This window comes from Orrella sp. JC864 (assembly GCF_037026685.1).
GTDB lineage: Bacteria > Pseudomonadota > Gammaproteobacteria > Burkholderiales > Burkholderiaceae_B > Orrella.
This window is the reverse complement of sequence record NZ_JBANET010000019.1, coordinates 37,481-61,505: the sequence shown is the minus strand read 5'-3', so window position 1 is coordinate 61,505 and position 24,025 is coordinate 37,481. Positions and strand designations below refer to the sequence as shown.

Below are 24,025 nucleotides of genomic sequence, written 5' to 3'. Positions count from 1 at the left end.
GTGAACCGGCTGGCGCTCAGCGCGCAGGTGCTCGAATGCGGGCCCTTGCGCCACACGCCCGCCGGCGTGCCGGTGCTGGAAATGCAGCTGGCGCACGCATCCGAGGTCATGGAAGCCGGCCTGCCGCGCCGCGTCGAGCTGACGCTGGCCGCAGTGGCCCTGGGAGACCAGGCCCGGATGCTGGCGGACACGCCCTTGGGCGCTTTCCTGCAGGTCGAGGGCTTTCTGGCCCCGGTCCGCAAGAGCGCCTCGCGCGTGGTGTTGCATATCCAGCAGGCCCGCAGGGCCGCGGGCGGTTTCGATACCCCGACGGCCTGAACGCAAGCAATACCAAAAACATCGACGGCTCTCCCGTCTTGGCAAGATATTCCGCCGGCCCCAAGGCCCGGCGATTTTGAAAGAGGCACATCATGGCTTTCTTCGGAAAACGCAAGGAAAAACGCAAGTTCACCCAGCAGAACCCGCTGTTCAAGCGCCGCAAGTTCTGCCGCTTCACCGCCGCCGGCGTCGAAGAGATCGACTACAAGGATCTGGACACCCTGCGCGACTTCATCCAGGAAAACGGCAAGATCATTCCTGCCCGCCTGACCGGTACCAAGGCCCACTACCAGCGCCAGCTCGACACCGCCATCAAGCGCGCGCGCTTCCTGGCCCTGTTGCCCTACACCGACAACCACAACTGATCCCGGGGCATACTGACATGCAAGTTATCCTGCTCGAAAAAATGGCCAACCTGGGCAACCTGGGCGAAGTCGTGCGCGTGCGCGACGGCTATGCCCGCAACTTCCTGATTCCCCAGAAAAAGGCCCGCCGCGCCACCGAGGCCGCGCTCAAGGAATTCGAAGCGCGCCGCGCCGAACTGGAAAAGGCCCAGGCCGAGCGCCTGGCCGCCGCCCAGAAGGAAGGCGAGCGCCTGGAAGGCTTCAACCTGAAGATCTCGCAGAAGGCCGGCGTGGACGGCCGCCTGTTCGGTTCGGTGACCAACCAGGACATCGCCGCGGCGCTGCAAAAGGAAGGCTTCCCCACCGTGGAGAAAAGCCAGGTGCGCCTGCCCGACGGTCCCTTCAAGGCCGTGGGCGAATATCCCGTGCAGGTCGCCCTGCATGCGGACGTGACGGCCACCGTCAACCTGGTGGTCGTGGGCGATATCGGCTGATACCGCCGGGACGCCGCGTGCGCGTTCGCGCGCACGCTGGAGCAAGCAACGCCCCCAGCGCTGCGCCTTCGGCTTGCCGCCCTGCGGGGCTGGACCGGCCGGGTGGCACGGCGGCAAAAAGCCGGCCCAGGCCGGCTTTTTGCTTCTGCGGACGATTGATTTTGCAGGCGCCGGGGGCCACCGCGGCGGCCTGGGCCTCAAACGGTGGCAAGCGTGCAAGACCAGGATTCCATCCCCGCGGGCATGAACGATTGGCTGGCCGATCAGCGCGTCCGGCCCTTGCCCGACGGGGTGCATGAAGCACAGATCGGCGGCGTGCGCTGCATCGTCAAGGTGCGCCGCCCGGGCGCCGGCAGGGCGCTGGGCTATGGCTTGCGCTACCTGCGCGCGCTGGCGCTGGCCGTCTTCTGCAAGCTGGTGCTGGGCGAGTTTCCCTCGCCGCGCGTTCTTTTGCGCAACGGCCTGGCCGACGAGACGCGGCGCCTGCGCGCATTGCGCGCACAGGCCTGGCCGGTGCCGCAGGTGTATGCGGCCGAGCCGGGCCTGCTGGTGCTGGAGTTCGTCGGGCAGGACCTGCCCCATCTGCTGCGGCGCGCCCCGCCCGCACAGTGCGCCGAGCTGGTGTTTCGCGCCGGCGCGGACCTGGCCCGTTTCCATCGCGCCGGCCATTGGCACGGCGGCGCGCAGCTGCGCAACATGACGCTGCGCGACGGCCGCTACTGGCGCATCGATTTCGAAGAGAACATCGGCGGGGCGTTGAGCCTGCCGCTGGCACAGGCCTACGACCTGCTGCAGGCCTGCCTGTCGCTGACCGGCATGAACCGCCTGCCCGAGCACCTGCTGCCCGCGCTGGGCCGCCAGCTGCTGCAAGGCTATCTGTCCGAAGCCGGCCCCGAGCAGACCGGCCCGGCGCTGCGCCGGGTGGCCCGCAGCATCGCCGGCACCGAACGCGTGCTGCGTCCGCTGACGGCCCGGCTGTCCTGGCGGGACGTGCGCGGCTTTCGCCTGACCGCCGACCTGATGCGGGTATTATTGAAACCATGAACAACCCCTCCGATCCCCAACTGGAATACCTGCGCGTGCCGCCGCATTCGGTCGAGGCCGAACAGTCGGTGCTGGGTGGGTTGCTGCTGGATAACGGGGCCTGGGACCGCATTGCCGACGTCCTGCACGAGGACGATTTCTATCGCCACGACCACAAGCTCATCTGGCAGCATATCGCGCGCCTGATCGCCCTGTCGCGCCCGGCCGACGTGATCACCGTGCACGAATCGCTGGACAGCGCCGGCAAGTCGGCCGACGTCGGCGGCATTGGCTACCTGAACGCGCTGGCGCACAACACGCCCTCGGCGGCCAACATCCGCCGCTACGCCGAAATCGTGCGCGAGCGCGCCATGCTGCGCAAGCTGGTGACGGTGGCCGACGAGATCGCCGCCGGCGCGCTCAATCCCAATGGCAAGGAGGCCCGCCAGCTGCTGGACGAGGCCGAATCCAAGGTGTTCCAGATCGCCCAGGAAGGCGAGCGCGGCTCGGCCGGCTTTCAGGAAATCCAGCCGCTGCTCACCCAGGTGGTCGAGCGCATCGACGAGCTCTATCACCGCGATACCGACTCGGACGTCACGGGCGTGCCCACCGGCTTTACCGACCTGGACAAGATGACCTCGGGCCTGCAAGGGGGCGATCTCATCATCGTGGCCGGCCGCCCCTCCATGGGCAAGACCTCTTTCTCCATGAACATCGGCGAGCACATCGCCATCGAGCAGGGCCTGCCGGTGGCGGTGTTCTCCATGGAAATGGGCGCGGTGCAGCTGGCCATGCGCATGCTCGGCTCGGTCGGGCTGCTGGACCAGCACCGCATGCGCACGGGCAAGCTCACCGCCGAGGATTGGCCGCGCGTTACCCACGCCGTGCAGCTCATGCAGGACGCCCAGGTCTACATCGACGAGACGCCCGCGCTCAGCCCCATGGAAGTACGCGCCCGCGCCCGCCGGCTGGCCCGCCAGTGCGGGCAGCTCGGGCTGATCATCATCGACTACCTGCAGCTGATGTCGGGCAACGGCTCGGGCGAGAACCGCGCCACCGAGGTGTCGGAGATCAGCCGTTCGCTCAAGGGCCTGGCCAAGGAGCTGAACTGCCCGCTGATCGCGCTCTCGCAGCTGAACCGCAGCCTGGAGCAGCGGCCCAACAAGCGTCCGGTCATGAGCGACCTGCGCGAGTCCGGCGCCATCGAGCAGGACGCCGACGTCATCCTGTTCATCTACCGGGACGAGGTCTACAACCCCGATTCGCCGGACAAGGGCACGGCCGAGATCATCATCGGCAAGCAGCGTAACGGCCCCATTGGCACGGTGCGCCTGACTTTCCAAGGCTCGAGCACGCGCTTCCTGAACTTCACCTCCGCGGGATACTGAGCCGCGGCCCGGCCTGCCCGCCTGCCGGCGGGGCCGGGCTTTCAGGCGCGCGCCGGCCCCTGCATGGCCAGCGCCAGCTCGAAGGCGGCCCGCAGCGAGGCCGGGTCGGCGATGCCCTGGCCGGCGATGTCGAAGGCTGTGCCGTGATCGACGCTGGTGCGCACGAACGGCAGTCCCACCGTCACGTTCACCCCCTCGTCCACGCCCAGGTACTTGACCGGGATCAGCCCCTGGTCGTGGTATTGCGCCACCACGATGTCGAATTCGCCGCGCCGCGCGCGCATGAAGACGGTGTCGCCCGGCCACGGGCCCGAGGCATCGATGCCCTGTTCGCGCGCGGCCTGCACGGCCGGGGCGATGATGTCGCGGTCCTCGGTGCCGAACCGGCCTTGCTCGCCGGCATGGGGGTTCAGGCCGGCCACGGCCACGCGGGGGCGGGCAAGGCCCAGCTGCCGGCACGCGCGCTCGGCCAGGCCGATGGCGCGCAGCTGCCCTTCGAAAGTGATGGCGCGCGGCACCTCGGCCAGCGCGATATGGATGGTGGCCAGCAGCACCCGCAGCTCGTTGTTGGCCAGCATCATGGCGTAGTCGCGCGTGCCGGTGCGCTCGGCCAATATCTCGGTGTGGCCGGGAAAGTCCAGGCCCGCCGCGTGCAGCGAGGCCTTGTTCAGCGGGGCGGTGACGATGGCCCGGATACGCCCGGCCCGGGCGTCGTCGATGGCACGGATCAGGCTCTCGTAGGCCACGCGGCCGGCCTGGGCGCTGACCCGGCCCAGCGGCAGGTCGCCGGGCAGGGCCGGGCCGCAGGGCACCACGTCGATCTGGCGCGGGGCGTGGGCCGCCTGTCCGGGCCCGGGCACGGCCCGCACCGTCACGGGCAGCGCCAGTTGCCCGGCTGCGCGCGCCAGGGCGCCGGCATCGCCGTAGACCACGGCGGGCGCCGGCAGGCCGGCATGCCAGCATTTGACGACGATTTCCGGGCCGATGCCCGCGGCATCGCCCAGGGTGATGCCCAGCGGCCCGGCCGCCCGCATGTCCACGCCGCCCGGGCCCTTACAGCACGTCGCCGGCGTAGTCGGCCAGGCGCGAGCGTTCGCCGCGCTGCAAGGTGATGTGGCCCGAATGCGGCCAGCCCTTGAAGCGGTCGACGACGAAGGTCAGGCCCGAGCTGCCCTCGGTCAGGTAGGGGGTATCGATCTGGGCGATGTTGCCCAGGCAGACCACCTTGGTGCCCGGGCCGGCCCGGGTGATCAGGGTCTTCATCTGCTTGGGCGTGAGGTTCTGCGCCTCGTCGATGATGAGAAACTTGTTCAGGAAGGTGCGCCCGCGCATGAAGTTCAGCGACTTGACCTTGATGCGCGAGCGGATCAGGTCCATGGTGGCCGCGCGGCCCCAGTCGCCGCCGTGGTTGTTGCCCGAGCCGTCCTCGCCCATGTTCAGCACGTCCAGGTTGTCTTCGAGCGCGCCCATCCAGGGCAGCATCTTTTCTTCCTCGGTGCCGGGCAGAAAGCCGATGTCCTCGCCCACCGGCACGGTGACGCGGGTCATGATGATCTCGGTGTAGCGCTTGGTCTCGAGCACCTGCGTCAGGCCCGCGGCCAGCGTCAGCAGCGTCTTGCCCGTGCCGGCCTGGCCCAGCAGCGAGACGAAGTCGCATTCGGGGTTCATCAGCAGGTTCAGCGCGAAGTTCTGTTCGCGGTTGCGCGCGGTGATGCCCCAGACATTGTTCTTGCCGTGCGTGTAGTCGCGCAAGGTGGCCAGCACGGCGGTCTTGCCGTTGACTTCCTTGACGTGCGCGTACAGGGGCATGGGCCCCTCGAAATACACGAACTGGTTGACCACGAACTGCGAGCACAGCGGGCCGGTGACGCGATAGTAGGTGGTGCCGCCCTGCTGCCAGGATTCGACGCCCTTGCCGTGCTTGTTCCAGAAGTTCTCGGGCAGCTGCAGCACGCCGGTGTACAGCAGGTCCGAGTCCTCCAGCACGTGGTCGTTGAAGTAGTCCTCAGCCGACAGTCCCAGCGCGCGCGCCTTCAGGCGCATGTTGATGTCCTTGGACACCAGCACGACGTCGCGGGTTTTTTCCAGGTCCTGCAGGGCGCGCACCACTCCCAGGATCTGGTTGTCGGCCTTGCCCATGGGCAGGTCGGCGGGCAGGTTGCCATGCAGCGCCGTGGTCTGGAAATGCAGCCGGCCGCTGGCGTCCTTGTTGCCCAGCGCCGCCAGCGACAGCCCTTCGTCGATGCCCGAGGGCGAGGCGCTCATGAGCTGGTCCAGCGAGCGGCTGACCTGGCGCGCGTTGCGGGCGACCTCGGACATGCCCTTCTTGTGCAGGTCCAGCTCTTCGAGCGTGACCATGGGCAGGTAGACGTCGTGCTCCTCGAAGCGAAACAGCGAGGTCGGATCGTGCATGAGCACGTTGGTGTCCAGCACGAAGAGCTTCTTGGCGGTGTTCTTGCCGGCATTGTGGGCGCGGCTGCGCGGCTTGCGCGCCGCGGCGGGGGCCGGGGCGGGCGCCGGGGTGGCCGGCGCCTTGGCGCGCGCTGTACGGGCGGCCGGGGTGGCGATGCCTTCGAGCTGGGGCTGCACGGCCGCCTGGCTTTCCTGGGCGGGCTGCGTGGCCGCCGGGCTTTCCAGCAGCGCCGCCTGTGCCGGTGCGCGGCCGGCCGCAGCGCGTGCCGGCGTGGTCTTGGCTGGCGCGCGGGGGCGCGCTGCGGCGACCGGGGGCGTCTCGGGCGGCACGGAAATCAGCGTGGCGGGGCGGGTGGGCAGCTTGGGCAGCGGCATGGGCATCACTCTCCGAGAGGGCCGGCTAACAAGGGAAGGAAGAGGTCGTCAACAAGAGCGGAAAAAGGGACGGGTTGGCCGGCAAGGCAGGGGAGCGCGGGCCCGGCTCGCATGCGCGCTAGCCGATGCTGCGCGCGGCCTGCAGGACCTCGCGCGCATGGTTGGGAACCTTGACCCCGCGCCATTCCTGCACGAGCTTGCCTTGCGCGTCGATCAGGAAGGTGCTGCGCTCGATGCCGCGCACCTGCTTGCCATACATGTTCTTCTGCTTGATGACCCCATAGAGATTGCAGACCGTTTCGTCGGGATCGGCAATCAGGGGGAATTTCAGCGCGTGCTTGTTACAGAAGTTCTCGTGCGACTTGAGGCTGTCGCGCGAGACGCCGATCACCAGGCAGCCGGCGTCCAGGAATTCCTGGTACAGGTCGCGGAAGTCCTGGCTTTCGGTGGTGCAGCCCGGCGTGTTGTCCTTGGGGTAGAAGTACAGCACGACCGCGCGGCCCTGGCACTGCGCCAGGCTGAGCGGGCCGATGGTGCTCTGGGCGGTGAAGCCGGGGGCGGGTTTGCCGATGCAGGCGGTGGTCATGGTTGTGTCTCTTCGGGGATGAGGGCCGTGCGCACGCGCCGGCCCTCGGCCATCAGGATGTTGTAGGTGCGGGCGGCAGCCTGCGTATCCATGGTTTCGATGCCCAGGCCGGCCGAGAGCAGCGGCTGCAGCACGGCGTGGGCCAGGAACACCTGGCGCGAGCCCGTCCCCACCAGCAGCACCTCGGGGGCGTCGGGCGGCAGCCGGGGCGCTGCGGCCTCCGGCGCGTCCAGGAAAGCCAGCGGATCGAGGGACGGTTCGGGGATGCCCGCGGCCTGGCGCAGCAGGGTGGTGGTGATGTCGGCGGCGCTGGCGACCGGCCAAGGGTCGATGGCGCCCTGCGGGCCGAACGCGATGGCGTGGGTGTGGGACACCCGGTTGACCTCGATGTAGCCGTTGCCATAGGCGGTAACGGTATTGAGCGCCGAAGTCGTGTCGTTATGCAGCTTCAATAAAAATGCTCCGACTGGATGTGATCGATCATAGCGCACTCGTCCGGCGCCGGCGCGTCATGTCGCATCGCGGCAAACCCGCAGGCGCCGATTTGCCGCCCCGGTCCGCTTGCGCTAGATTATTGGGTTTTCCTTGCGGCGCCAGCCGCCTTCGCCTTCGAAGGATTTTCCCATGAGGAAGTTCTCCCGCATCGAGCGCCTGCCGCCCTATGTCTTTAATATCACCGGCGAGCTCAAGATGGCGGCGCGCCGGCGCGGCGAGGACATCATCGACATGTCCATGGGCAATCCGGACGGCCCCACTCCCGCGCACATCGTGCAAAAGCTGGTCGAGGCCGCCAGCCGGCCCGACACCCACGGCTATTCGGTCTCCAAGGGCATCCCGCGCCTGCGCCGCGCCATCTGCGGCTGGTACGAGCGGCGCTACGGGGTCGGGCTCGATCCCGATTCCGAGGCCATCGTCACCATCGGCTCGAAGGAGGGCCTGGCACACCTGATGCTGGCCACGCTGGACCAGGGCGACACGGTGCTGGTGCCCAACCCCAGCTATCCCATCCACATCTACGGCGCGGTCATCGCCGGGGCCAACATCCGTTCGGTGCGCATGACGCCGGGCGTGGACTTCTTCGAGGAGCTCGAGCGCGCGGTGCGCGAGTCCATCCCCAAGCCCAAGATGATGATCCTGGGCTTTCCCAGCAACCCCACCGCCCAGTGCGTCGAGCTGCCCTTCTTCGAGCGCGTGGTGGCGCTGGCGCGCGAGCACGACATCCTGGTGGTGCACGACCTGGCCTATGCCGACATCTGCTTCGACGGCTACCGCGCGCCCTCGATCATGCAGGTGCCCGGCGCGCGGGACGTGGCGGTCGAGTTCTTCACCCTGAGCAAGAGCTACAACATGGCCGGCTGGCGCATCGGCTTCATGGTGGGCAACCGCGAGCTGGTGGGCGCGCTGGCGCGCATCAAGAGCTATCACGACTACGGCACCTTCACGCCCATCCAGGTCGCCTCCATCGCCGCCCTGGAAGGGCCGCAGGACTGCGTGGACGAGGTGGTGCAGATGTACCGCAGCCGGCGCGACGTGCTGGCGCGCGGCCTGCACGAGGCCGGCTGGATGGTCGAGGTGCCGCGCGCCTCGATGTACATCTGGGCGCGCATTCCCGAGCCCTATCGCGCGCAGGGTTCGCTGGAGTTCGCCAAGCGCCTGCTGGCCGAGGCCAAGGTGGCGGTCTCGCCCGGGGTCGGGTTCGGCGAGTATGGCGACGACTACGTGCGTTTCGCGCTGATCGAGAACGAGCAGCGCACCCGCCAGGCGGTGCGCGGCATCAAGGAAATGTTCCGCAAGGACGGTTTGTTGAATATGAGCGGGGAGCGTAAATGAATCCCATCAAGGTGGGCCTGCTGGGCCTGGGCGTGGTCGGCGGCGGCACCTGGAAGGTGCTGGCGCGCAATGCGGAAGAAATCGCCCGGCGCGCGGGACGGCGCATCGAGGTCAGCCGGATCGCGGTGCGCGACGTGGCCAAGGCGCGGCTGCGCGTGGGCAACGACGTGGCCTTGTCCAACGATCCCTACGAGGTGGTGCGCGACCCGGCCATCGACATCGTGGTCGAGCTGATCGGCGGCACGGACACGGCGCGCGAGCTGGTGCTCGAGGCCATCGCGCAAGGCAAGCACGTGGTCACGGCCAACAAGGCGCTGCTGGCCAAGCACGGCAACGAGATCTTCGCCGCGGCCTCGGCGCGCGGCGTGATGGTGGCCTTCGAGGCCGCCGTGGCCGGTGGGGTGCCCATCATCAAGGCCATCCGCGAAGGCCTGACCGCCAACCGCATCGAATGGGTGGCCGGCATCATCAACGGCACCACCAACTTCATCCTGTCCGAGATGCGCAGCCGCGGCCTGCCGTTCGACCAGGTGCTGGCCGAGGCGCAGCGCCTGGGCTATGCCGAGGCGGACCCGACCTTCGACATCGAAGGCGTGGACGCCGCGCACAAGCTCACCTTGCTGGCCTCGCTGGCCTTCGGCGTGCCGGTGCAGTTCGACAAGGCCCACATCGAAGGCATCTCCACGCTGGCGCAGGAAGACATCGCCCACGCCGAGCGGCTGGGCTACCGCATCAAGCTGCTGGGCATCACGCGCCGGCGCAGCGACGGCATCGAGCTGCGCGTGCATCCGGCGCTGGTGCCGGCGCAGGTGCTGCTGGCCAACGTCGAGGGCGCCATGAACGCCGTGCTGGTGCGCGGCGACGCGGTCGGGCCCACGCTGTACTACGGCCAGGGCGCCGGCGAGGAGCCGACCGCCTCGGCCGTGGTGGCCGACCTGGTCGACGTCACCCGCCTGCACACCGCCGATCCGGGCCACCGCGTGCCGCACCTGGCGTTCCAGCCCGACGCCATGTCCGATACGCCCATCCTGCCCATCGAGGACACGCATACCTCGTTCTACCTGCGCCTGCGGGTCGAGGACCGCCCCGGCGTGCTGGCCGACATCGCCCGCATCCTGGCCGATGCCGGCATCTCGATCGGCTCGATGATCCAGCAGCCCAGCGCCGACGAGGACGGCGCGGACATCATCTTCCTGACCCACCTGGCCATCGAGCGCAACGTCGCGCGCGCCATCGCCAGCATCGAGGCGCTGCCCTTCGTGCGCTCCTCGGTCACCCGCCTGCGCATGGAAACCCTGGTATGAAATACGTCTCGACCCGCGGCCGGATGGCGCCGCAGCCCTTTTGCGACATCCTGCTCGAAGGCCTGGCGCCCGATGGCGGGCTGGCCGTTCCCGAACAGATCCCGCAGGTCTCGGCCCAGACCCTGGAATCCTGGCGCGGCCTGCCGTATCCCGAGCTGGCGCATCGCGTGCTGTCGCTGTTCATCACCGACATCCCCGGCGAGGACCTGCGCGCCTTGACGCATGCGGCCTACCGTACCGATGTCTTCGGCAGCGAGGACATCGTGCCCTTGCGCCCGCTGCACGACGGCATGTCGCTGCTGGGCCTGTCCGAGGGGCCGACGCTGGCCTTCAAGGACATCGCCATGCAGTTCCTCGGGCAGGTGTTCGAATACGTGCTCACCCGGCGCGGCACCACGCTGAACATCCTGGGCGCGACCTCCGGCGACACCGGCTCGGCCGCCGAATACGCGCTGCGCGGCAAGCGCGGCGTGCAGGTCTTCATGCTCTCGCCGCATGGCCGCATGAGCGCCTTCCAGCGCGCGCAGATGTATTCGCTGCAGGACGCCAACATCCACAACATCGCCGTGCGCGGGGTCTTCGACGATTGCCAGGACATCGTCAAGGCGCTGGCCGGCGACCTGGACTTCAAGAGCCGCTACCGCCTGGGCGCGGTCAATTCGATCAACTGGGCGCGCATCGCGGCCCAGGTCGTCTACTACTTCCACGGCTGGCTGCGCGCCACCACCGCGCCCGGCCAGCAGGTGTCCTTCGCCGTGCCTTCGGGCAACTTCGGCAACATCCTGTCGGGCCACATCGCGCGCCAGATGGGACTGCCGGTGCGCCGGCTGGTGCTGGCCACCAACGAGAACAACGTGCTGGAGGAGTTCTTCCGCACCGGCATCTACCGGCCGCGCCCGGCCGCGCAGACCTACGCGACCTCCAGCCCGTCCATGGACATCTCGCGCGCCTCGAATTTCGAGCGCTTCGTCTACGACCTGCTCTCGCGCGACGGGCAGCAGGTCGATGCGCTGTGGAAATCCCTGGCCGGGCAGGGGCAGTTCGACCTGTCGGCGCACCTGCCGCATTTTGCCCAGCGCTACGGCTTTGCCGCGGGCGCCAGCTCGCATGCCGACCGGGTGGCCACCATCCGCGCGGTCTGGGACCAGTGCGGCATGCTGATCGACCCGCATACGGCCGACGGCGTGAAGGTGGCGCGCGGCTTCGTCGAGCCCGGCGTGCCCATGCTGGTGCTCGAGACGGCGCTGCCGGCCAAGTTCTCCGACACCATCGAAGAGGCGCTGGGCAGGCCCGCCCCCTTGCCGCCGGGCCTGGAAGACCTGCTTACGCGCGAGCAGAAGGTGGACGTGCTCGATAACGACGCCGCCCAGGTGCGCGCCTACATCGCCGAGCGGGCGCAGCTGGGCGCCTGAGCCCGGGCCTGCCCGGCGCGCGCCGCCGGGCAGGCGCTAGAATCGCGGCATGTCCGATTCCGCATCCTTTTCGCCGGCCGCCACGGCCCTGAGGGCCGAAGGCCTGGTCAAGCGCTATGGCCAGCGCAGCGTGGTCGACGGCCTGTCCTTTTCCATCGGGCGCGGCGAGTGCTATGGCCTGCTCGGACCCAACGGCGCGGGCAAGACCACCACCTTGCGCGCCTTGATCGGCCTGTCGCCGCTGCAGGCCGGGCGCGTGGACATCCTGGGCTTTTCGCTGCCGGCGCAGGCGCGCCAGGCGCGGGCGCGCATCGGCATCGTGCCGCAGTCGGACAATCTCGATCCGGATTTCACGGTGGCCGAGAACCTGCTGGTGTTCGGCCGCTACTTCGGCCTGCGCGATGCGCAGATCCGCCAGCGCATTCCCGAACTGCTCGATTTCGCGGCCCTGGCGCCCAAGGCCCATGCCCGCATCACCGAGCTCTCGGGTGGCATGAAGCGCCGCCTGACGCTGGCGCGCGCCCTGGTGAACGATCCGGACCTGATCATCATGGACGAGCCGACCACCGGCCTGGACCCGCAGGCGCGGCATCTGATCTGGGAGCGCCTGAAGGCGCTGCTGGCGCGCGGCAAGACCATCCTGCTGACCACGCATTTCATGGACGAGGCCGAGCGCCTGTGCCACCGCCTGGGCGTGCTGGACCACGGCCGGCTGATCGCGCAGGGCACGCCGCGCGCGCTGATCGCCGAGCACGTCGAGCCGCAGGTGCTGGAGGTCTACGGCGAGGGCCTGCAGGACTGGCTCGATGCCCAGGCCGGGCAACTGCCCGGCCGGCTGGAGGTCAGCGGCGAGACGGCCTTTTGCTATACCGACGCGCCCGAACCCATCCTGGCGTCGCTGCGCGGGCGCGACGGCCTGCGCTACCTGCACCGGCCGGCCAATCTCGAGGACCTGTTCCTGCGGCTGACCGGCCGCGGCATGCGGGAGGAAACCTGATGGCGCAGGACCGCAGCTTCCCGCGTCCCGGCTCGCGCAGCCTGGCGATCTTTCGCCGCAACCTGCTGGTCTGGCGCAAGACCGCATGGACGACCATCATGGGCGACGTGCTCGAGCCCATGATCGTGCTGCTGGCCCTGGGCTACGGCCTGGGCGCGCTGGTCCCGGACATAGGCGGGGTGCCCTACATCCTGTTCCTGTCGGCCGGTTCGATCTGCATGGGCGCGCTGTACGGCGCCACCTTCGAGGCCACCTACAGCGCGTTCTCGCGCCTGCAGATCCAGCGCACCTGGGACGCCATGCTCAATACGCCCGTCTCGCTGGACGACGTGGTGTGGGCCGAGGTGCTGTGGGCCGGGGCCAAGGCGCTCAAGAGCGGGCTGGCCATCCTGCTGGTGGTGGCGGCGCTGGACATATCGCGCGCGCCCACGCTGCTGTGGGTGCCGCCGGTGCTGGCGGTGGCCGGCTTCACCTTCGCGGCCATGGGGCTGGCGGTCAGCGCGCTGGCGCGCAGCTACGATTTCTTCATGTACTACTTCACGCTGTTCATCACGCCCACGGTGTTCCTGTCCGGCGTGTTCTTCCCGGTGGAGACGCTGCCGCGGGCGCTGGTGGCCGTGATGCAGGCCCTGCCCATGGCCGCGGCCATCGAACTGGTGCGCCCCCTGGTGCTGGGCGGCGTGCCCGAGCAGGCCGGCTGGCGGCTGGCGCAGCTGGCCGCCACCGGCCTGGCCGCCCTGTGGCTGACGGCGCTGCTGATGCGCCGGCGCTTTCTCAAGTAGCGCCGGGCCTGTGCCCGCGCCGTAAGCAACAAGGAGATGGCCATGTCCCCGCTCAGTCCCATCCATTTCCTGGCCGTCGGGCTGGGCGCGGCGGCCGGCGCCTGGCTGCGCTGGCTGCTGGGGCTGTGGCTGAACGTCTCGGCCCGGCATTTCCCCTGGGGCACGCTGGCGGCCAACCTGGCCGGCGGGTATGCGGTCGGCGTGGCGCTGGCGCTGGTGGCCGCGCATCCGCAGTGGCCGGCATGGGTGCGGCTGGCGGCGGTCACCGGGTTCCTGGGCGGCTTGACGACCTTCTCGACCTTCTCGGCCGAGACGGTGGCCTTCGTCGAGCAGGGGCGCTGGGGCACGGCCCTGGCCTATGTCGCCTTGAGCCTGGGCGGCTCGCTGGCGATGACCGCCCTGGGCCTGTTGACGGTGCGCGCCCTGTAGGCGATCAAGCCGCGCGCAGCTTGAGCACCGCCGCGCAGGCCTGCCGGCCGCTGCGTACCGCCCCTTCGAGCACGCCGGGGTAGCCGGTGTCGGTCCAGTCGCCGGCCAGCACGATCCGGCGCCAGGGGCTTTGCACGCGCGGCCGCTGCAGGCCTGGCACGGCCGAGAAGGTGGCGCGCTTTTCGGTCACCATGGCCCGGGCCGCGACCGGCGGCAGCGGCGTGGCGCGGCGGCGGCGGGCAAGCTGGGTGCGCAGCTGTTCCAGCACGGCATCGCCCAGCGCCTCGCGGTCCTGCTGCAGCGCGGCCGAGGCGGCGCTGGCCACCACGGCCAGCTCTCCATGCGCGGCCCCGGCCAGGGCGCCGCGGTCCACCACCCATTGGCCGATGTGCCCGTGCCGGGGATCTTCCTCCAGCATCATGATGGGATGGGGCAGGCGCCACGGTTCGGCCAGCCTGAAGCTGACCGTCACGATGGGCTGGTATGCGAAGGCGCTCAAGGTGTGCTGCAGCCGTGGCGAGCCCGGCGCGGCCGGCAAGGGCGCGAGCAGGCGGCCGGCCGAGACCGGCGGCACGGCCAGCACCAGCGCGTCGTAGCGTTCGCCGTCGACCTGCACGCCGGACTTGTCGTGCGACAGGTGGCGCACCGCATGGCCGGGGCGCCAGTCCACCAGTTCGATGGCCGCATCGGGCCACAGGGCGGAGAGGTCGGTGCGAGGCAGCAGCATGTCGCTGGCCTGCCGCTGGCCGGCCAGGCTGTCCTGCAGCACGCGCACGAAGAGCCGGGCGCAGGCCTGCGAGGGCGGCGTGTTCAGCGCGGCCAGGCACAGCGGCTCCCAGAGTCTGTCGCGCAGCCGGCGGGTCTGGCCGTGGCGCGCCAGCAGGTCCGCGACCGTGTAGCCAGGCGGGCACTGCCAGCCGGGCCTGCGCAGGCGGGCGGCCATGCGCAGCGCCGCCAGCCGCGAGCCGGCGCCCAGGCCGCGGGCCAGCGCCAGGGCGGCCGCGCCGTGCAGGGGCGCGGGCAGGGCGGGCACGCGCAGCCGGAAGCGTCCGTCCAGGCTTTCGATGCGCAGGGGCAGGCGCAGCATGCCGTCCAGGTGGCCGTGCAGCCGCTCGATCAAGGCCAGCGTCTGGTCGTAGGCGCCCAGCAGGATGTGCTGGCCGTTGTCCAGCCCTTGCGGAAAACCGTCGTGCTCGATGCGCCGCGCCCGGCCGCCCGGCGTATGCGCGGCATCGAACACCGTGACCGCGCAGCCCGCGTCGTGCAGGCCCACCGCCGCCGCCAGGCCGGCCCAGCCGGCGCCCACCACGGCCACCTTCATTGCGAGAGCCGCCGTACCAGCCCGCGGCCGCCGCCCACCCAGACCCTCCAGGCCAGCATCAGCTTGCGCAGCGGAGTCAGCGAGATGCGCTGCTCCAGCACTTGCCAGTTCTCGCGCTCGATCTCCTGGAGCAGCGCGTGATAGATCGCGGCCATCATCAGGCCGGGCCGCTGGGCGCGCCGGTCGCGCTCGGGCAGGTGGCGCATGGCCTGGCGATACAGGTCGCGCGCGCGTTCGGCCTGAAAGCGCATCAGCGCCTCGAAGCGCTCGGAGTGGCGGCTGTTCAGGATGTCGGCCGCCTTGACGTCGAAGCGCTGCAGGTCTTCGATGGGCAGGTAGATGCGGCCGCGCCGCGCATCGTCGCCCACGTCGCGGATGATGTTGGTCATCTGGAAGGCCAGCCCCAGGCGCTCGGCATAGACCAGCGTCTGCGGGTCTTCGTAGCCGAAGATGCCCGCCGAGAGCTCGCCCACCACGCCCGCGGCATGCCAGCAATACTTGCGCAGCCCGGCCCAGTCCAGGTAGCGGCTCTGGTCCAGGTCCATCTCCATGCCGTCGATGACGGCCAGCAGGCGCTCGGCGGTGATGCCGCAGGATTGCAGATGCGGCGCCAGGGCCAGCGCGACCGGATGCTCGGGCTTGCCGGCATACATGTCCTGGACCTGCTTGCGCCACCAGGCGAGCTTGATGCGCGCCACCGAGGGGTCGGACACCTCGTCCACCACGTCGTCGACCTCGCGGCAGAACGCATAAAGCGCCGTGATGGCCCGCCGGCGCTGCGGCGGCAGGAAGAGAAAGGCGTAGTAGAAGCTCGAGCCGCTGCGCGCGGCCTTGTCCTGGCAGTATTCGTCGGGTGTCATGGTTGTTTCCGCGCGCGCCACAGCATCAGGATCCAGTCGCGGGGGCGCAGCACGGGGCGATGCACAAAGACATCGCCCCGGACCGCGTCGATGCGTTCCAGGATACGCAGCCCGCCCTGGATCACCAGGCGCAGCTCCAGGCCGATGCGGCCCGGCAGGCGGTGCGCCAGCGGCGCGCCGAAGTGTAGCAGCGTCCGGGTGCGCTGGGTCTGCTGGCGCATCATTTCGGTCCAGGCCGGATCGACGCGCTGCAGGGCGATGGCGTTCTCGTCCAGTTCGAAGCGCTGCAGCTCCTGCTGCGGGATGTAGACGCGGCCCTTGTGCCAGTCCAGGCGCACGTCCTGCCAGAAGTTGGCCAGCTGCAGCCCGGTACAGATGGCGTCCGATTCGCGCAGGTCCTGCTCGCCCGTGTGTCCGTACAGGTGCAGCAGGATGCGCCCGACCGGATTGGCCGAGCGGCTGCAGTAGTCCAGCAGGCCGTCGTAATCGACATAGCGGTGCACCGACACGTCCTGCTCGAAGGCCGAGAGCAGGTCGTAGAAAGGGGCGATGGGCAGCTGGTGGCGCGCGATGGTCTCGGCCAGCGGCGCGAACACCGGCGCCAGCGTCTCGCTGTACGAGGCCGGGCCGTGGGTGGGTTCCAGGCCGATCTGGTGCAGCGCCGCGCGGTATTCGGCCAGCTGGGCCAGGCGGGTGTGCGGATGGGCGTTGCCCTCGTCGGCGATGTCGTCGGCGCTGCGCGCATAACGATAAATATCGGTGACGGCGCGCCGCAGCCGGGCTGGCAGCAGCAGCGAGGCGACCGGAAAATTTTCGTAGTGGTTAACGCCCATGCGCTGGCAGAGTCCGCAATCTTCGTTCTGGAGTAGGGCCATTTTATTAGCACTGCGCCGCGCCGCGCGCCGCTGGCGCGGCGGCGCGCTTGCGCGTGCGCCGGCGGGGCGGTTGCGGGGCGCTGGGGTAGACTAGCGGGCTCCAGGACCGCTGCCATGCCACGCCCCATTTCCGCCGCCATTTCCGCCGCCGCGCTCGCGCACAACCTGCAGGCCGTGCAGGCCCTGCTGGCCGCGGCCGCCGCCCAGACCGGCGCGCCGGCCCCGCCCAACGTCTGGGCCGTGATCAAGGCCAATGCCTACGGGCATGGGGTGCGCACGGCGGTGCGCGGTTTTTCGGCCGCGCAAGGCCTGGCCATGCTGGACCTGGACGAAGCGGTGCGCTGCCGCGAGGCGGGCTGGGTCGGCCCCATCCTGCTGCTCGAAGGCATTTTCGAGCCGGCCGACATCGAGCTGCTGGACCGCTATCACCTGACCAGTTGCATCCATCACGACGAACAGCTGGCCATGCTCGGCCATGCGCGCCCGCGGCGGCGCCTGGACGCCTATGTCAAGCTCAATGCCGGCATGAACCGCCTGGGCTTCTCGCCCATGCATTACCGGCAGGCGCACGCCCGCGCCCGGGCGCTGCGCGAGCAGGGGGTGCTGGGCACGGTCGGCAAGATGGCCCATTTCTCCTTTGCCGACGGGCCCGAGGGCATCGCCGAGCAGCACGAGCTTTTCCTGCGCACCACCGCCGGGCTGAGCGGGCCGGTCAGCGTGTGCAACTCGGCGGCGCTGCTGCGCTTTGCGCAGGTGGCCGCGCGCGCCGACGGCCAATCGCACTGGGTCCGTCCGGGCATCTGCCTGTACGGGGCTTCGCCTTTCGCCGGCACGCCCGCTTCGGTGTATAACCTCAAGCCAGCCATGACGCTGCGCTCGCGCCTGATCGCCGTGCAGCGGCTGCAGGCGGGCGACCGGGTCGGCTATGCCGGCCTGTTCACGGCGTCCGGGCCCATGCGGGTCGGCGTGGTGGCATGCGGCTATGCCGACGGCTATCCGCGCCACGCCTGCACCGGCACGCCCGTGACGGTCGGCGGGGTGCGCACCCGCGTGCTGGGCAGGGTCTCGATGGACATGCTGGTGGTCGACCTGGAGCCCGTGCCCACCGCCGGCGTGGGCACCCAGGTGGTGCTGTGGGGCGAAGGCGGCCCCACGGTCGACGAGGTCGCCGAGTCCGCCGGCACCATCGGCTACGAATTGCTTTGCGCGCTGGCGCCCCGCGTGCCGCTCGTGTTTCCCGATTGACGCCTCCTCGCAAGGAAAGTCCCGCCATGAAAGACATGTGCATACTGGTGACCGGCGCAACCAAGGGCATAGGCTGGGCCATCTCGCGCCGGCTGGCCGACCTGGGCTGCCATGTCGTGGGCATCGCGCGCGAGACCGACGACGTCGACTTTCCCGGCTACCTGTACGGCTGCGACCTGGCCGACGCGGGCCGCACCGAGGACGTGCTGCGCGCGATCCGCGATCGCTTTCCCGTGGACGGCATCGTCAACAACGTCGGCCTGGACGGGCCGCAGCCCCTGGGCCAGATCGACCTGGCTACGCTTTACAACGTCTACGACCTGAACGTGCGCACCGCCGTGCAGGTCACCCAGGCCTTCGTCGAATCCATGAAGGTGCGCCGCGCCGGGCGCATCGTCAACCTGTGCAGCCGCGCCATGTGGGGCGCGGCCGAGCGCACCAGCTACGCGGCCGCCAAGAGCGCGCTGGCCAGCTGCACCCGCACCTGGGCGCTGGAGCTGGCCGAGTACGGCATCACCGTCAACGCGGTGGCGCCCGGGCCGGTCGAGACCGAGCTGTTCCGGCAAGCCCATCCGGTGGGCAGCGAGGCCGAAAGGCAGGCCCTGGGCGCGGTGCCCATGAACCGGCTGGGCACGGCCGACGAAGTGGCCGCGCTGATCGTTTTCCTGCTGGGCGAGCAGGCGGGCTTCATCACCGGCCAGATCATCGGCATCGATGGCGGCAGCGCGCTGGGCAGTCCTTTCTAGCCCGGCGGCTGCCGCGCCGTACAATGGCGGCAATCATGGTCAAGACCAAAACGCAGTATGTCTGCGCCGAGTGCGGCGGCGCCACGCCCAAGTGGCAAGGCAAGTGTCCCCATTGCGGGGCCTGGAATTCCCTCAGTGAAACCGTGCAGGCGCCGGCCGGCGCGCATCGCTATGCGCCGCTGGCTGCGTCCACGCCGGTGCGCAGCCTGGCCGAGATCGAGGCCAGGGAGCTGCCGCGCCTGCCCACCGGGCTGGACGAGTTCGACCGCGTGCTGGGCGGCGGGCTGGTGGCCGGCGGCGTGGTGCTGATCGGCGGCGATCCGGGCATCGGCAAATCCACCTTGCTGCTGCAGGCGCTGGCCAGCATGTCGGCCCGCGCGCGGGTGCTCTACGTTACCGGCGAAGAGTCGGCCGAGCAGGTCGCCTTGCGCGCCCGCCGCCTGGGCGTGGCGGGCGAAGGCGTGGACCTGCTGGCCGAAATCCGCCTGGAGGCCATCCAGGCCGCGCTGGCCGAACAGCAGCCGGCCGTGGCCGTGGTCGATTCCATCCAGACCGTCTATTCCAGCGAGCTGACGGCCGCGCCGGGCTCGGTCTCGCAGGTGCGCGAATGCGCCGCCCAGCTCACGCGCCTGGCCAAGCAGACGGGCGTGCCCATCGTCATGATCGGCCACGTCACCAAGGACGGCGCGCTGGCCGGCCCGCGCGTGCTCGAGCACATCGTCGACACGGTGCTGTACTTCGAAGGCGATACGCACTCCTCGTTCCGGCTGGTGCGCGCCTTCAAGAACCGTTATGGCGCGGTCAACGAACTGGGCGTGTTCGCCATGACCGACCGCGGGCTGCGGGGCGTGGCCAATCCCTCCGCGCTGTTTCTCTCGCAGCACAGCGAGCAGGTGGCCGGCTCCTGCGTGATGGCCACGCAGGAGGGCACGCGGCCGCTGCTGGTCGAGATCCAGGCCTTGGTCGATACCGCGCACGTGCCCAATCCCCGCCGCCTGACCGTGGGCCTGGAGGGCAACCGCCTGGCCATGCTGCTGGCGGTGCTGCACCGGCATGCCGGCGTATCCACCTTCGACCAGGACGTGTTCGTCAACGCGGTCGGCGGCGTGCGCATCGGCGAGCCGGCGGCCGATTTGCCGGTGCTGCTGGCCATCATGTCCTCGCTGCGCGACCGGCCCTTGCCGCGCGGGCTGGTCGCCTTCGGCGAAGTGGGGCTGGCCGGCGAGATCCGGCCCGCGCCGCGCGGCCAGGAGCGCCTGCGCGAAGCGGCCAAGCTGGGCTTCGGCACGGCCATCATCCCCAAGGCCAACGCCCCGCGCCAGGCCATCGAGGGGCTGGAGATCTGGGCGGTCGACCGGCTCGAGGACGCGTTGGAGAAACTGCGTTGATGCGCGCCATCCCGGCCTGGCAGGTCTTGCGATGAGCCTGGTCCTGCTTGTCGCCGCCTGCCTGTTGAGCGGCGCGGCCATCGGATTGCTGGGCGGCATCCTGGGCATAGGCGGAGGGCTGATCGCCATTCCCGCGCTGGGGCTGGTGCTGGGCATGGACCAGCAGATGGCGCAGGGCACGGCGCTGGTCATGGTGCTGCCGACCATCCTGATGGCGGTGCGCAAATACAACCAGCATGCGCGCATCGACCTGCGCGTGGCCGCCTGCGGCGCGCTGGGCGCGGTGGTGTGCACCTGGTTCGGCGCGCACCTGGCCCTGGGGCTGGATCCGGCCGTGCTGCGCCGCGGCTTCGCGCTGTTCCTGCTGGGCATCGCGGTGTTCTACGTGTGGCAGACCTGGTCCCGGCCCCGCCCGCGGGCCGGCGCCCAGCCGCCCCCGCGCGGCGGCATCGGCCGCGCGCAGGCCGGCGGCATCGGGGCGCTGGCGGGCCTGCTGGGCGGATTTTTCGGCGTGGGCGGGGCGGTATTGGCCGTGCCCATCATGACGGCGGTGTTTCGCCTGAGCCAGACGGCCGCCCAGGCCTTGGCGCTGGCCATGATCATCCCGGGCTCCTGCGTGGCCCTGCTCGCCTATGCCCTGGGCGGCCAGACCGACTGGGTCGTGGGCCTGTCGCTGGCGGCCGGCAGCCTGGCCTTGGTGCCCGTGGGCGTGCGGATCGCCTATGGCCTGCCCGAACGCGCCTTGCGCGGGGCGTTTGCGGCCATGCTGGCGGTGACAGTGGTATTGCTGTTCGTGGAAAGCTAGGGCGGCGGGCCCGGCCGCACGGGGCGTGCCGACGCGTTCGGTTACGCAATAGCCGGCCGCGGCGCAGGAACCTTTTGCAGGTCCGGACTGCCTGTAGGCAGGGGCGCGGCATGCATGCCGCGCCGCCTTCCTGCCCCGGCCCCGCGGCCGGCGGCCCAGTCCTTCCAGCCGTACAGGAGTTCCTTCATGACCACGCCCGAGCGTATCGCCGCCTTCCTCAGCACTTCGGCCCTGTGCCTGGGCTTGTCCGCCGGCGCCGTCTACGCCACGCCGCTTGTCCAGGCGTGGCAGGCGCAGGCCTTAGCGATAGACGAGGTCGCGCAGCCAGAGCGAAAGCCCGGGCAGGTAGGTGATCAGCATCAGGCAGGCGACGATCACGCCGACAAAGGGCAATAGCGGGCGCACCAGCCGCTCCAGCGGCACCTTGGCGATGGCGCAGGCCGCAAACAGGTTCACGCCGAAGGGCGGGGTGATCATGCCCAGCGCCAGGTTCACGATCATGATCATGCCGAAGTGCACCGGATCCAGGCCGAACTGCATGGCCACCGGCAGCAGCAGCGGGGCCAGCACCACGATCGAGGCCGAGGTCTCGATGAACATGCCGATCAGGAACAGCGCCAGGTTCATGGCCAGCAGGAACGTGTACTTTTCGGTGAAAACGGTGGCCAGCCAGTTGCCCAGCGCCGCCGGCACGCCCGCGCGGTTCAGCAGGAAGCTGAACACGCCGGCGTTGGCGATGATGAACATGATGACGGCGGTCGAGAGCACCGAGCGGTGCAGCACCCTGGACAGCGAGGCCAGCCGGATGCGCCGGTACACGAAGACGCCGATGACGGCGGCGTAGACCACCGCCACCACCGAGGCTTCGGTGGGCGTGAAGACGCCGCCGTAGATGCCGCCCAGGATGATCACCGGCATCATCAGCGCCAGCCAGGCGCGCTTGAAGGCGGGCCACAGCGCCAGCCGGTCCTGGCCGTCCTGCAGGCCCAGGCCGTTGCGCCTGGCGTACAGCCATACGTACAGCATCAGCGCGCCGCAGATGAGCAGGCCCGGCACCACGCCCGCGATGAACAGCTCGCCGGTGGAGGTGTCGGTCGAGACCGCATACAGGATCATCGGAATGGACGGCGGGATGATCACGCCCAGTTCGGCGGCCGAGGCCTGCAGCGATGCGGCGAAGGGCGCCGGATAGCCGTGCCGCACCATGGCCGGGATCAGGATGGCGCCCACTGCGAAGGTGGTCGCCACGCTGGAGCCGGCCACCGCGGCGAAGATCATGCAGGTCAGCACGCAGCTGCAGGCCAGTGCGCCCTGCATGCCGCCGACCAGGCTCTTGGCGAACTCGACCATGCGCTCGGAGATGCCGCCCGCTTCCATCAGGTTGCCCGCCAGGATGAAGAAGGGCACCGCCACCAGCGGATACTTGTCCATGGCGGCAAACAGCTGCTGCGCCACCACCAGCCAGGTCAGGTTGCCCGCGGCCACGCCGGCCATGCTGGCGATGCCGATGGAGATGGCCACCGGCACCGTCAGGCCGAAGAACACCAGCATGGTGACGATCATCAATTGGGACATGCTGCGCTCCTTGGCTAGCCCTGGGCGTCGTTGCGCACCGGCGCCGGCTGGTCCGGGCCGGCCAGCCAGCGGGCCAGCACCGCGATCGCGCCCAGCGCGGCGCCGATGGGGATGGCCACGTAGATCCAGGAGATGGGGATGTCCAGGCTGGGCACGTTCTGAAAGCGCACGCGCCAGGTCATCTGCCCGCCGATCCAGGCCAGAAAGCCCAGAAAGCCCGCGCACACCAGCGCGACCAGCAGTTCGAGCACGCGCTGGCCCCGCGCGCGCAGCACGCTGCGCAGCACGTCCACGGCGATCATCGCCCCTTCGCGCAGGGCCAGCGAGATGCCCAGCATCACCGTCCAGATCAGCAGCGCCCGGGTCAGCACCTCGGTCCAGTCGGCGGGCGATTGCAGGACGAAGCGCGCCAGCACCTGGAAAAAGCCGGCGGCCACGGCGGCCACCAGCAGCAGCTGGGCCAGGATGGAGACGCCGCGGAACAGGCCGCGGTCCAGCAGGCGAAGGACGGACATGGCTACTCTGCCTGGATGGCCTCGATCAGCTTGCGGTCGTAGCGCTTGTAGTATTGCGGATACACCGGCGCGACCGCTTCCTGGAAGGCCTTGCGGTCGACTTCGGTGACCTGCATGCCTTCGGCCTTGAGCTGTTCCACGCCGGTCTTCTCGATGTCGTCCACGAAGGCGCGCATGGCCTGGGCCGCCTGCTCGCCGGCTTGCCGGAAGGCCGCCTTGTCGGCATCGGACAGGCGCTCGTAGACCGAGGCCGACACCAGCACCAGCGCGGGCGCGTAGACGTGGGCCGACAGCGACAGGTGTTTCTGCACCTGCGAGAGCTTGGCCGAGGTGATGACCGACAGGGGGTTTTCCTGGCCGTCGATGGTGCCTTGCTGCAAGGCCGTGGCCACTTCCGGCCAGGCCATGGGGGTGGGCAGGATGCCGATCTGGCGGAACGCGGTGATGTGCACCGGATTCTCGGTGGTGCGGATCTTCAGGCCCTTGGCGTCGGCCGGGGTGGCCACCGGGCGCACGTTGTTGGTCAGGTGGCGAAAGCCCTGCTCGCCCCAGGCCAGCGCGACCAGCCCGCGGCCGTCGAACTTGGCCAGCATGTCCTGGCCGATCCGGCTGTCCAGCACCTTGCGGGCGTGATCCAGGTCGCGCAGCAGGAACGGGATGTCGAACACGCCGGTCTCGGGCACGAAATTGAGGGTCGCGCCGGTCGAGACGATGGCCAGGTCGATGGTGCCGATCTGCAGGCCCTCGATCACCTCGCGCTCGCCGCCCAGGGCGCTGTTGGGAAATTGCTCTACCTTGTACTTGCCCTGGCTGGCCTGCTCCAGCGATTGGGCAAACGCATTGCCGCCGGCGCCGTAGTGCGAGTTGGCCGACAGCGCATAGGCCATCTTGTAGGTCTGGGCCGAGGCGGCCGGGGCGGCGAGCGCCGCGGTAGCGACCGCCGCGGCGGTCAACAGAGGGGCGAACCAGCGCTTACGCATTGTCTTCTCCGGATTCGTGGT

At 69.8% G+C, this 24,025-nt stretch carries 25 protein-coding genes; 15 read left to right on the top strand and 10 right to left on the bottom strand.

The features are described from left to right. The 5 genes from priB to V8Z80_RS16355 all read left to right on the top strand — a co-directional run bounded on the left by priB (window position 1) and on the right by V8Z80_RS16355 (window position 3,567). Window positions 1-318 carry a primosomal replication protein N gene (priB, locus tag V8Z80_RS16375; RefSeq protein WP_336062752.1) on the top strand — a complete coding sequence of 106 codons (318 nt, stop codon included), beginning with the start codon at window positions 1-3 and terminating at the stop codon, window positions 316-318. 92 nt (window positions 319-410) lie between these two features. Next, a complete protein-coding gene (gene rpsR, locus V8Z80_RS16370) occupies window positions 411-683 on the top strand; it encodes a 30S ribosomal protein S18 (protein WP_066352664.1) in 273 nt (90 codons plus the stop codon). A gap of 17 nt (window positions 684-700) precedes the next feature. Next, window positions 701-1,156, top strand: coding sequence for a 50S ribosomal protein L9 (rplI, locus tag V8Z80_RS16365; RefSeq protein ID WP_155196800.1), 456 nt, complete (start codon window positions 701-703; stop codon window positions 1,154-1,156). A gap of 243 nt (window positions 1,157-1,399) precedes the next feature. After that, on the top strand, window positions 1,400-2,200 hold the full coding sequence (locus tag V8Z80_RS16360; RefSeq protein WP_336062751.1) for a hypothetical protein: 801 nt from the start codon (window positions 1,400-1,402) through the stop codon (window positions 2,198-2,200). Next, the gene (locus V8Z80_RS16355) at window positions 2,197-3,567 is read left to right on the top strand and encodes a replicative DNA helicase (RefSeq protein ID WP_336062750.1); all 1,371 of its coding nucleotides are present in this window, start codon (window positions 2,197-2,199) and stop codon (window positions 3,565-3,567) included. The genes V8Z80_RS16360 and V8Z80_RS16355 overlap by 4 nt, the downstream gene beginning before the upstream one ends. A gap of 41 nt (window positions 3,568-3,608) precedes the next feature. On the opposite strand, the gene pdxA is transcribed toward V8Z80_RS16355, so the two are convergent. The 4 genes from pdxA to V8Z80_RS16335 all read right to left on the bottom strand — a co-directional run bounded on the left by pdxA (window position 3,609) and on the right by V8Z80_RS16335 (window position 7,392). Continuing rightward, on the bottom strand, window positions 3,609-4,601 hold the full coding sequence (gene pdxA / locus V8Z80_RS16350) for a 4-hydroxythreonine-4-phosphate dehydrogenase PdxA (protein WP_336062749.1): 993 nt from the start codon (window positions 4,599-4,601) through the stop codon (window positions 3,609-3,611). A gap of 19 nt (window positions 4,602-4,620) precedes the next feature. Beyond that, entirely contained in the window at window positions 4,621-6,354 is a 1,734-nt protein-coding gene (locus V8Z80_RS16345) for a PhoH family protein (protein WP_336062748.1), read from the bottom strand. 118 nt (window positions 6,355-6,472) lie between these two features. Further along, on the bottom strand, window positions 6,473-6,940 hold the full coding sequence (locus tag V8Z80_RS16340) for a peroxiredoxin (RefSeq protein WP_155196206.1): 468 nt from the start codon (window positions 6,938-6,940) through the stop codon (window positions 6,473-6,475). Beyond that, window positions 6,937-7,392 (bottom strand): Mth938-like domain-containing protein, encoded by a 456-nt coding sequence (locus V8Z80_RS16335; RefSeq protein WP_336062747.1) that lies wholly within the window; start codon window positions 7,390-7,392, stop codon window positions 6,937-6,939. The genes V8Z80_RS16340 and V8Z80_RS16335 overlap by 4 nt, the downstream gene beginning before the upstream one ends. A gap of 172 nt (window positions 7,393-7,564) precedes the next feature. Here V8Z80_RS16335 and alaC point away from each other — a divergent pair, with 172 nt between their 5' ends. Genes alaC through crcB form a run of 6 tightly spaced genes read left to right on the top strand, consistent with a single transcriptional unit; the run spans window position 7,565 to window position 13,694 of the window. Continuing rightward, window positions 7,565-8,770, top strand: a complete 1,206-nt coding sequence (gene alaC / locus V8Z80_RS16330) for an alanine transaminase (protein WP_336062746.1) — start codon at window positions 7,565-7,567, stop codon at window positions 8,768-8,770. Beyond that, on the top strand, window positions 8,767-10,074 hold the full coding sequence (locus V8Z80_RS16325) for a homoserine dehydrogenase (protein WP_155196203.1): 1,308 nt from the start codon (window positions 8,767-8,769) through the stop codon (window positions 10,072-10,074). Before alaC ends, V8Z80_RS16325 begins: the two co-directional genes overlap by 4 nt. Further along, complete coding sequence (gene thrC, locus V8Z80_RS16320) at window positions 10,071-11,486, top strand: threonine synthase (protein ID WP_155196202.1); 1,416 nt, start codon at window positions 10,071-10,073, stop codon at window positions 11,484-11,486. The genes V8Z80_RS16325 and thrC overlap by 4 nt, the downstream gene beginning before the upstream one ends. A gap of 49 nt (window positions 11,487-11,535) precedes the next feature. Beyond that, window positions 11,536-12,483 carry an ATP-binding cassette domain-containing protein gene (locus V8Z80_RS16315; RefSeq protein ID WP_155196201.1) on the top strand — a complete coding sequence of 316 codons (948 nt, stop codon included), beginning with the start codon at window positions 11,536-11,538 and terminating at the stop codon, window positions 12,481-12,483. Further along, window positions 12,483-13,265, top strand: coding sequence for an ABC transporter permease (locus V8Z80_RS16310; protein WP_155196200.1), 783 nt, complete (start codon window positions 12,483-12,485; stop codon window positions 13,263-13,265). Before V8Z80_RS16315 ends, V8Z80_RS16310 begins: the two co-directional genes overlap by 1 nt. 42 nt (window positions 13,266-13,307) lie before the next feature. Further along, complete coding sequence (gene crcB, locus V8Z80_RS16305; protein WP_336062745.1) at window positions 13,308-13,694, top strand: fluoride efflux transporter CrcB; 387 nt, start codon at window positions 13,308-13,310, stop codon at window positions 13,692-13,694. Between the two features lie 4 nt (window positions 13,695-13,698). Here crcB and hpnE read toward each other — a convergent pair whose 3' ends face one another. The 3 genes from hpnE to hpnC are packed head-to-tail and all read right to left on the bottom strand — an operon-like array spanning window position 13,699 to window position 16,708. Continuing rightward, complete coding sequence (hpnE, locus tag V8Z80_RS16300) at window positions 13,699-15,015, bottom strand: hydroxysqualene dehydroxylase HpnE (RefSeq protein WP_155196198.1); 1,317 nt, start codon at window positions 15,013-15,015, stop codon at window positions 13,699-13,701. Continuing rightward, the gene (gene hpnD / locus V8Z80_RS16295; protein ID WP_155196197.1) at window positions 15,012-15,875 is read right to left on the bottom strand and encodes a presqualene diphosphate synthase HpnD; all 864 of its coding nucleotides are present in this window, start codon (window positions 15,873-15,875) and stop codon (window positions 15,012-15,014) included. Before hpnD ends, hpnE begins: the two co-directional genes overlap by 4 nt. Continuing rightward, window positions 15,872-16,708, bottom strand: a complete 837-nt coding sequence (gene hpnC, locus V8Z80_RS16290; RefSeq protein WP_155196196.1) for a squalene synthase HpnC — start codon at window positions 16,706-16,708, stop codon at window positions 15,872-15,874. The genes hpnD and hpnC overlap by 4 nt, the downstream gene beginning before the upstream one ends. 156 nt (window positions 16,709-16,864) lie before the next feature. Between hpnC and alr the strand changes: the two genes are divergently transcribed. From alr to V8Z80_RS16270, 4 genes are read left to right on the top strand one after another with little or no spacing between them, the layout of a single operon-like run. Continuing rightward, the gene (alr, locus tag V8Z80_RS16285) at window positions 16,865-17,995 is read left to right on the top strand and encodes an alanine racemase (protein ID WP_155196195.1); all 1,131 of its coding nucleotides are present in this window, start codon (window positions 16,865-16,867) and stop codon (window positions 17,993-17,995) included. A 26-nt stretch (window positions 17,996-18,021) separates the two neighbouring features. Further along, window positions 18,022-18,741: an SDR family oxidoreductase gene (locus tag V8Z80_RS16280; RefSeq protein ID WP_155196194.1), complete on the top strand. Its 720-nt coding sequence runs from the start codon at window positions 18,022-18,024 to the stop codon at window positions 18,739-18,741. 35 nt (window positions 18,742-18,776) lie between these two features. After that, on the top strand, window positions 18,777-20,129 hold the full coding sequence (gene radA, locus V8Z80_RS16275) for a DNA repair protein RadA (RefSeq protein WP_155196193.1): 1,353 nt from the start codon (window positions 18,777-18,779) through the stop codon (window positions 20,127-20,129). Between the two features lie 31 nt (window positions 20,130-20,160). Continuing rightward, window positions 20,161-20,934, top strand: coding sequence for a sulfite exporter TauE/SafE family protein (locus V8Z80_RS16270; protein WP_155196192.1), 774 nt, complete (start codon window positions 20,161-20,163; stop codon window positions 20,932-20,934). Between the two features lie 300 nt (window positions 20,935-21,234). On the opposite strand, the gene V8Z80_RS16265 is transcribed toward V8Z80_RS16270, so the two are convergent. From V8Z80_RS16265 to V8Z80_RS16255, 3 genes are read right to left on the bottom strand one after another with little or no spacing between them, the layout of a single operon-like run. After that, entirely contained in the window at window positions 21,235-22,509 is a 1,275-nt protein-coding gene (locus V8Z80_RS16265; RefSeq protein ID WP_155196190.1) for a TRAP transporter large permease, read from the bottom strand. A gap of 14 nt (window positions 22,510-22,523) precedes the next feature. Further along, entirely contained in the window at window positions 22,524-23,024 is a 501-nt protein-coding gene (locus V8Z80_RS16260) for a TRAP transporter small permease (protein ID WP_155196189.1), read from the bottom strand. A 2-nt stretch (window positions 23,025-23,026) separates the two neighbouring features. Continuing rightward, a complete protein-coding gene (locus V8Z80_RS16255; RefSeq protein WP_155196188.1) occupies window positions 23,027-24,004 on the bottom strand; it encodes a TRAP transporter substrate-binding protein in 978 nt (325 codons plus the stop codon). Between the last annotated feature and the right edge of the window lie 21 nt (window positions 24,005-24,025).